Genomic DNA, 7,564 nt, shown 5'->3' on the forward strand with positions numbered 1-7,564 from the left:
GTAGGGCTGTAGAAGAAAGCATGAATGTATCCTAGTCGTTTGTCGTGGTAACCAAATCAATATATAAGTAATAATTTATAAAGTAAACACTCAATAGTTAAAAATATCACTATTATCATTTTGTTCAGTTTGATTCACTTCAAGTGTTGGAAAGCTCTATTCTTTCTGCCATCCAATCTAAAAGGCTTTTTACGTCCTCATCAGGCATAGTAAGTAGTGTATCCCTGATTTATATCATTTAAAACTAGCATGACATAGGCTCCATTTAAGGAGCCTATATTAGAGCATTAGATTGATAAATATTTTTTATTCATAAAAATATACCCTCCGGTAAACTAATAATTAAAATAATTATTGTCGATTAATTCGAATAGACTCAATTGAATCATTAAAATCAGAGGCATAAGAACTGCTAGAGTTTCTAGTATAGAATCCTCCAGTAAAGTTTTTACCTTCAAAGAAAATAACTTCCCAACCATCCGGAATCGTGTATGAACTCAATCTATTATTCATATTTTCCAAATCTGAAATACTGTCTTGAATTGATAAACGATCACCTGAATAATCTGTATCAGCAAAAATAGTTAATGATTTATTATTCACATTACTCGGTTCAAAAACTGATGTATAAGATGTAATTGTACGAATACCCTGCTCAGTATTTTCCTCTGTAGACAGACCAATTTTTCCTGTTAATTTATTATGAGAAAGATACTCAGCAGTACCAACATCTCCTTTTACATATACATTCTGTAATTTATCGCCGTGCCATTCCCAGCGCTGACTCAAATTAAAATTACACGAATTAAGTGTTGTTAAATTTTGACCGTCCAAACATTTTTTCGTATTAACAGCACTAGCATAGCGATTATATTGATCATAAATAAATGACTGTGTAACACTATTGCTCGAACAAATGGAAGGTGATAAATTCCCATTTTCATCAGCATTGATACATCTACTATTAAATGAAGCAAGTTGTAAATTAACAGGTCGTCCACCAGTAAATACTGGATGATCCCAATCAACAGTAAACGATGCTGGTTTATTTATACGACGAAGCGGTGAATCCTCAACTCCATAATATGTCTGATGTGCACCAATTCCATAAAAATAATACCAAGAACGATTATAAATAGGTCTCATGTTTACTGATGAGTCAATTGTAAATACTGTAGTGCCAGTTTCATTTGGCGAAGCTTTATAAATGACATCAAACTTAGGAACAAAACTTGCGTAACCAATAGGCTTAACTAAACCAAGATCAACAGGATAATCAGTAACCCATACAGGATTCGTCCAAGATGCTAGTAACGATTCTGATGTCGCATATTGCTCTCTATTCCATTTAAACGAAACATGATTAGGCGAGTTAGAATTTCGCTCAACTCGGTAATCTGATGTATTGAATGTCAGAGATTTCGTTTGGTTATAACTAGCGTTTGCTTGAAGGCTACCTTTAGGTCCCTCTGCGCTAACCTCAGCTCCAGCAGAAACTCCAACATTAAACCCTGATGACTCAGTTACACTATAGTTAGCATTAATATTTTCTCTTGGGAATGTTTTTAGAATTTGTGCTTTCTTATTAGATGCTGAAAAATCAAATAAATAATCTTGAGCAATCGCACTTGCCGACCATTCTATCGCCCATCCAGAAACAACCTGATAACCAGCATTATTTACTCTTTCCGACAACTGTTCATTTAAATGAATACCAGTACCTGACGTATTATCATCCAAACTAATCCTAACAATTTTCGCATCTGGAGTTGCTGCTGCACTTGTGCCAAACTGTAATGAACGTTCTAAAATAACTTGATAAATTAAAGAAATATTACCGTTATTACAGAATGTTCGAGAACCACGATCCCAAACTAAAGAATTTGGAAAGCTACATTCAGCATCTGTGATTTGTTTATTCACTTCTAGGTAAAACGATACATGCGGAAGTGACCCAGATTTACCAGATTCATTCTCACTCGATGATAAAGCTGCTACTGGAGGATAATATTCATCACTAGAATCTAAAGTAAATAAATTAGCATCATTTTCACCATTTAAAGGGGAAAACATCAACTTGCCTTTATGTCGAGTTATAATCAAAAAGTCTTCTTCAAAGCTTAATCCTATATTATTACGCAACAATGATTTCTTTTTTTCTTTTAATTCTGGGTCAGTAACTCGGCTAAAATCAATCAAGTATTTTTTATTACTTCCTACAATTTCATTATTCATATCAGTATATTTAATAACATTGTCAACTGATTCGTTCCAATTCTTCGCATCAATATAAATAACATCTTGATTCTGCAAACGACTAAGCATTGAAACTGCAGCACCATCAGCTACATCCTCATAGGCAACAGCTCCACCATTAAAACAAAGAGATATCAAACAACAAATAAGACTTTTTTTCATAAAAACTCCATATAGTACACTTTTAATTAGATTGATTCTTTAAATACAAAAAAACGCTAATGCATTATCAAATTCAGTATTATTAATGGGTTAAATTTGATAATGAACGTATTTACTACCAAATATAGTTATTCAAATAATCAAGTTATGCAAATTACATGTAATTATATAAAGCAAGATAAAGTAATATTACTAAATAGTTTAAATTTTATAAATCCCTCCAGATAATAATTAATATAAAATTAAATATAATTTACAAAAAACTCAATGAATTTTTTACTTACAATTATAATTTATTTAATATATTCGTATGATAATTATCACATAAAACCAATAATGATATTCGCGCCTAATTACCTAACAGACATAAAAAACATGCACTTATTCAAAAAATAACGCTATCAATCATCGTTGAAAAAACAACAATTGAATGTATTTTTATCTACTTGTAAACTTAGAAAAAGAGCCCTAGGTGAACTAATATTATGAATATACCCTTAACCACCATAATTAGTTTATGAAAGCTAATTTCTGTGAACATGATTATTTCGTTAATGAAAGTTTTTCCCACTTATCGCAACAATCAAGCCTAATGAATATCGAGACATACTGTCTACAACTGCCACATAGAAAAATCAATAAAATTTAAATTATATATGAGGAATAACACTCCGACATTAGTAAAAAATCAACTCTTCATAAATTATATGTTAATTACATTATTAAATAAGCATCATAAAAATAAAACAATGTAATGTTTCTTTAAAAATATAAAAACCACTTATATCTACTAGATAAGAACATATAATAATATTACTTTTTACAAGTAAATCCACACTCTTTCTTTTCGATGTTAATCTATTCAATTCTGACAATCAACATCAAACCTTTATCCATCTAAAAGTATCAATAACTGAATACAGAGAAAAATTAATATAATAGAAGATAATAATTTTTAGTAAATGCATTACTAACACTCTAGTTAAATTGAAAAAGGAATCTAGAATGTAATAAAACTGGCCAATCATGATTACATCATCATGCCAGAGTAGAATGTAACGATTGCGCATCTTTTACTGCTGTATTTGCAAATTGATTGCTATTTATCTACATTGAGATCTCTTTCGTCATTAATAAAGGAATTTTCATGGCTATGCTTTCCGACATAACTCTTACCCCTTTTTCTAATTCATTAAATGTTGCCATTCATTTAATGACTAAAGCAAAAGCGCATTTTGAGTCACAAAATCGAAATACAAATGACATCGTTGATCTTCAATTAGTTGATAACATGCTCCCACTTTCATTCCAAATAAATGCCATTTGTCAGCATACACTTCAAGCAACAAAAGCCGTATTAAGCAGTAACTTTTATATTCCATCACCTTTAGGTGAAATTGATTTTCATGGCTTAATTAAATTACTTCAAAATACACAAAAAGAGTTGAGTGAAATTACAGAAAATGAAGTGAATTCACGCTCAGGTGAAACCGTTATTTTTCACTATCCAGAACGACCAATGACCTTCACTGCTGAGAATTTTATTACGTCATTCTCAACACCTAACCTCTATTTTCATCAAACAACGCTATATAATCTATTACGAAAAGAAGGGGTTCCGTTAAGTAAAATAGATTTTATTGGTGCGTTATCTCTTAGTCCTTCAGAATAAATATTGCTTCATAAAAAAGCCCTGTTTAGTGAGCACTAAACAGGGCTTTTATGTTCTATGGCGACTTACAAACTTTCAGCAATATCGACAGTGTGGCTAATAATACTGGTTCCCTTACCAACGTTACCATGTCCAGGAACGACAAACCGAGCTTCAGGGTATTTTGTTAATACTTTCTGAGCCGAGTTTGCCCACTCTTTCTTATCAGCATCACCAGTCCATCCAATCGTATTAACTTCATTCGCTCGCATTAAACACCCGCCAAGCAATACTTGCTCTTTGGGTAACCATACAACTGCATTATCTTTCGTATGACCCGCTCCGGGATAGAAAACTTCAATCTTATTTTCTAATAGCACAAAATTATCATCTGAAAATTGATGATTAGTGGCTTTCTTATTATCACCTTTCAAAAATGTGTTGGTTAATGCAGACGCATAGGTATCAAAATTATGCTCTTGTAGATATTCTAAACCACCCGTTTGATCTTCATGAAAATGAGAAAATACGGTTTTCTTTAGCGTTAAGCCTCTGTTTTCAATCCACGTCATCAGTTGAGGCATGTTCGATGCATTCCATGGTGTATCAATTAAATACACATCCTTCCCATCAACATAGACCAATGAGTTAGCGTCCATTAAAATAGGCTTATCTGGGTTCTGTAAATTTTTAAATTCACGGTATGATTTAACCAAAAAAACATTATTCGTAATTTCTTCAAATTGAAGTGGTTTTACTGACTCATCTGCGGCAGAAGCATTAAAGCCAATAACAGCACTTAATAGCGCTAACGTAATTTTAAACATGAATTCCATTCCTTTTTTAGTGTGCCACAAAGATACAACATAATTCCTTTTGGAAGTGTTAGATAAATGTAAAAAAACAATTTTGTACAATAATTAACATACTCTGTTCGCTTATTCTATTTGGCATAAACCCCAAAAAAAGGCACACGCATGACCCTATTTTTAGCCATGGCAATGTTCGCATTAGTTACGTCATTGTCTCCGGGACCAGTCAACATTCTAGCCACCATTACCGGCGCGAATCATGGATATAAAAGAACCATTCCCCATATCTTTGGTGCAACCGTCGGTTTTGTGTCTATTCTTATTATATTAGGATTAGGGGTGGTACAAGCCTTTGATGGCTCTCACACAGCAACACTTGTTTTAAATTACCTTGGTAGTGCCTTTTTACTTTATCTCGCCTATAAAGTAGCTACGAGCAAAAAGACAGAACAAAATAAAACAAAAAAAGACGACGCACCAACCATGCTACAAGGTTTATTGTGTCAGTGGTTAAACCCAAAAGCTTGGATTGTCTCTTTATCTGGTGTCACCGTTTTTTCCAGTAACGGTGTGATCCCTCTCGAAGACCTTGGTGTATTTAGTATCATATTTTTTATCGTATGTTACTGCTGTATATCCATTTGGGCCTTACTAGGATTAACGATTGGAAAGTATTTAGAGCACCCTATCCATTATAAAATTTTTAATCGCTTTATGGGGTCATTACTCGCATTAACAGTCGTTTATGTATTTTTTATATCAAATTAACAATAGGCGTTATATTGACTAACTCAGAAACACATTTTTTAAGACCTCCTATACTTCCATTTGAATTACGTTATTCAAACAATTCAAATGCCTGCTATAAAAAACATTCGCATCCAGAGTTTTCTATTGGTGTCGTAGATAGTGGTGTAAGTGAATACATAAATCAAAATTCAAAACAAGAAATAAGCATAGGTTCTACGGTAATCATCAACCCTGAAACAGTACATTCCTGTAACCCAAAACTCAGGACTAAATGGAGTTATAAAATGCTTTTTGTTGAGCCAGACTGGTTAACACAATTGCAAACGAGCATTTCAGGCATTAAGCACACTAAGTTTCAACCTTTTCAGAAACATCACAGTCGATGCCCTACACTATATCAAAACTTCCAATCATTAGCGAAAATTATAATCGAAAACGAATCCCCCTTATTAGTAGAAGAATCTGCAATCACTTTCTTCTCCACTCTTATCCTTAAAGAGTGTAAAACAAAACCACCACGCCATATCATTCCGAAGCAAGCAACCCATCTAGCCTATCAGTACATCTCAGATAATATTGATAAAAATATATCCATCTCTGAGATTGCAAAAGAGTCTGGCTTAAGCCATTTTTATCTTATTCATTCATTTAAAAAACAATATGGAATAACACCACACGCATACCAAATGATGATGAAAATAAATAAAGCCAAAACCTTATTGAAAAAAGGAAATGATATAGCTTCTATCGCTACAGACCTTGGATTTACAGATCAAAGTCACTTTCATCGGCATTTTAAAAGCATCGTTGCCGTGACACCAAAAAAATATAAATATCACTTATAGTTCGTCATCATTGATAACTTCTACTATAACTGTTTCAATGTAGTTATTAACACTGTAGTAACCAAAGGACGACGAATGAACTTACGCTATTTACTTCTTACAACTTGCGTAATTAGTATGCCTGCGCTAGCAAAATTAGCAGATAAAGAAGGCATTAGTGGAGAAATTGCAATAACCACAGGATTTGCCTCTTCAACCTCTAATTTTAATACTGAAGGTGATGACACTATTACCTCCGTAAATCAGAAAGGCTCTAGCGATAACGGTTTTATGGCCTTTCCTCTTGGTAGCATTGCCTATACGTTTGGCCAAGAGTTAAACCAACAAGTTTACGCGGGTACAACTCGTCAAGATGTGGCAACTGGTACAGTGGTTCTTGAAGTCGGTTATAAATATCAATTTGAATCAAGAATGGCAATTGATGTTTCTATTCTTCCTACCATAATGTCAAGCAAGACATGGGCTAACCCATATTTGGTCGACTCTGCCCGTAAAGAAACAGATGCATCAGGCAACGCATTTCGTTTTAAAGTCGATAATATTGCAGGATCAAATTTTACCATTGATACTGCTTATGCCACCAAAGACATCGAGAACGATGATGTCGACGATATACTGAAAAGGGACGCTGATACGATCTACTTAAAAGGTCAATATCGTTTACCATTAAGTCGCACTTCCTTCGTCCTACCTTCTGTTATTTACCAATCTTCATCTGCGGACGGAAAAGCTAGTTCTTACGATCAATACGGTGCTGAACTGAGTTTTTTCAAGTTAATGCAAAGACATCAATTAGTATTAACTGCAGGCTATAATCAACGAAACTTCGGTGCAGACAACCCTATTTACGGAAAAACACGTAAAGACGATAAACTAAGCTTATTTGCAGCTTACGAATACACTAAATTCATGGATTGGCAAGATTGGTCATTCATCTCTTTTGCGGGCTACAGCTCAACCGATTCAAACATTACTTTTTATGACGAATCAGAATACATTGTTACTGTCGGTTTGAACTATAAGTTTTAATATCAGAAATAACATAAAAGCCCTGTTGAATAATATCAGCAGGGCTTTTTTTATTAATG

Annotated in this window: 6 protein-coding genes; 4 read left to right on the forward strand and 2 right to left on the reverse strand. The window is 33.4% G+C overall.

The genetic code is table 11. The annotated features are described in order from the left end of the window. Nucleotides 1-351: 351 nt before the first annotated feature. Nucleotides 352-2,418: a leukocidin family pore-forming toxin gene (locus BTO23_RS06415; RefSeq protein ID WP_105063189.1), complete on the reverse strand. Its 2,067-nt coding sequence runs from the start codon at nucleotides 2,416-2,418 to the stop codon at nucleotides 352-354. Nucleotides 2,419-3,565: 1,147 nt separating this feature from the next. Here BTO23_RS06415 and BTO23_RS06420 point away from each other — a divergent pair. Further along, on the forward strand, nucleotides 3,566-4,090 hold the full coding sequence (locus tag BTO23_RS06420) for a DUF1993 domain-containing protein (protein ID WP_105063190.1): 525 nt from the start codon (nucleotides 3,566-3,568) through the stop codon (nucleotides 4,088-4,090). A 65-nt stretch (nucleotides 4,091-4,155) separates the two neighbouring features. On the opposite strand, the gene blaALI is transcribed toward BTO23_RS06420, so the two are convergent. Further along, nucleotides 4,156-4,896: an ALI family subclass B1 metallo-beta-lactamase gene (gene blaALI / locus BTO23_RS06425; protein ID WP_172794759.1), complete on the reverse strand. Its 741-nt coding sequence runs from the start codon at nucleotides 4,894-4,896 to the stop codon at nucleotides 4,156-4,158. A 150-nt stretch (nucleotides 4,897-5,046) separates the two neighbouring features. Between blaALI and BTO23_RS06430 the strand changes: the two genes are divergently transcribed. The 3 genes from BTO23_RS06430 to BTO23_RS06440 all read left to right on the forward strand — a co-directional run bounded on the left by BTO23_RS06430 (nucleotide 5,047) and on the right by BTO23_RS06440 (nucleotide 7,505). Beyond that, nucleotides 5,047-5,649: a LysE family translocator gene (locus BTO23_RS06430; RefSeq protein WP_105063191.1), complete on the forward strand. Its 603-nt coding sequence runs from the start codon at nucleotides 5,047-5,049 to the stop codon at nucleotides 5,647-5,649. Nucleotides 5,650-5,663: 14 nt separating this feature from the next. Continuing rightward, on the forward strand, nucleotides 5,664-6,476 hold the full coding sequence (locus BTO23_RS06435) for an AraC family transcriptional regulator (protein ID WP_245922086.1): 813 nt from the start codon (nucleotides 5,664-5,666) through the stop codon (nucleotides 6,474-6,476). A gap of 75 nt (nucleotides 6,477-6,551) precedes the next feature. Further along, nucleotides 6,552-7,505 carry a DUF2860 domain-containing protein gene (locus BTO23_RS06440; RefSeq protein ID WP_061002151.1) on the forward strand — a complete coding sequence of 318 codons (954 nt, stop codon included), beginning with the start codon at nucleotides 6,552-6,554 and terminating at the stop codon, nucleotides 7,503-7,505. Nucleotides 7,506-7,564 lie beyond the last annotated feature (59 nt).

This window comes from Aliivibrio sifiae (assembly GCF_002954715.1).
Taxonomy (GTDB): Bacteria; Pseudomonadota; Gammaproteobacteria; order Enterobacterales; family Vibrionaceae; genus Aliivibrio; species Aliivibrio sifiae.

Bases quoted from the DNA above. Each gene is read 5' to 3' on its own strand.
- BTO23_RS06415 (WP_105063189.1), bottom strand. From the start codon at position 2,418: ATGAAAAAAAGTCTTATTTGTTGTTTGATATCTCTTTGTTTTAATGGT.
- BTO23_RS06420 (WP_105063190.1), top strand. From the start codon at position 3,566: ATGGCTATGCTTTCCGACATAACTCTTACCCCTTTTTCTAATTCATTA.
- blaALI (WP_172794759.1), bottom strand. From the start codon at position 4,896: ATGTTTAAAATTACGTTAGCGCTATTAAGTGCTGTTATTGGCTTTAAT.
- BTO23_RS06430 (WP_105063191.1), top strand. From the start codon at position 5,047: ATGACCCTATTTTTAGCCATGGCAATGTTCGCATTAGTTACGTCATTG.
- BTO23_RS06440 (WP_061002151.1), top strand. From the start codon at position 6,552: ATGAACTTACGCTATTTACTTCTTACAACTTGCGTAATTAGTATGCCT.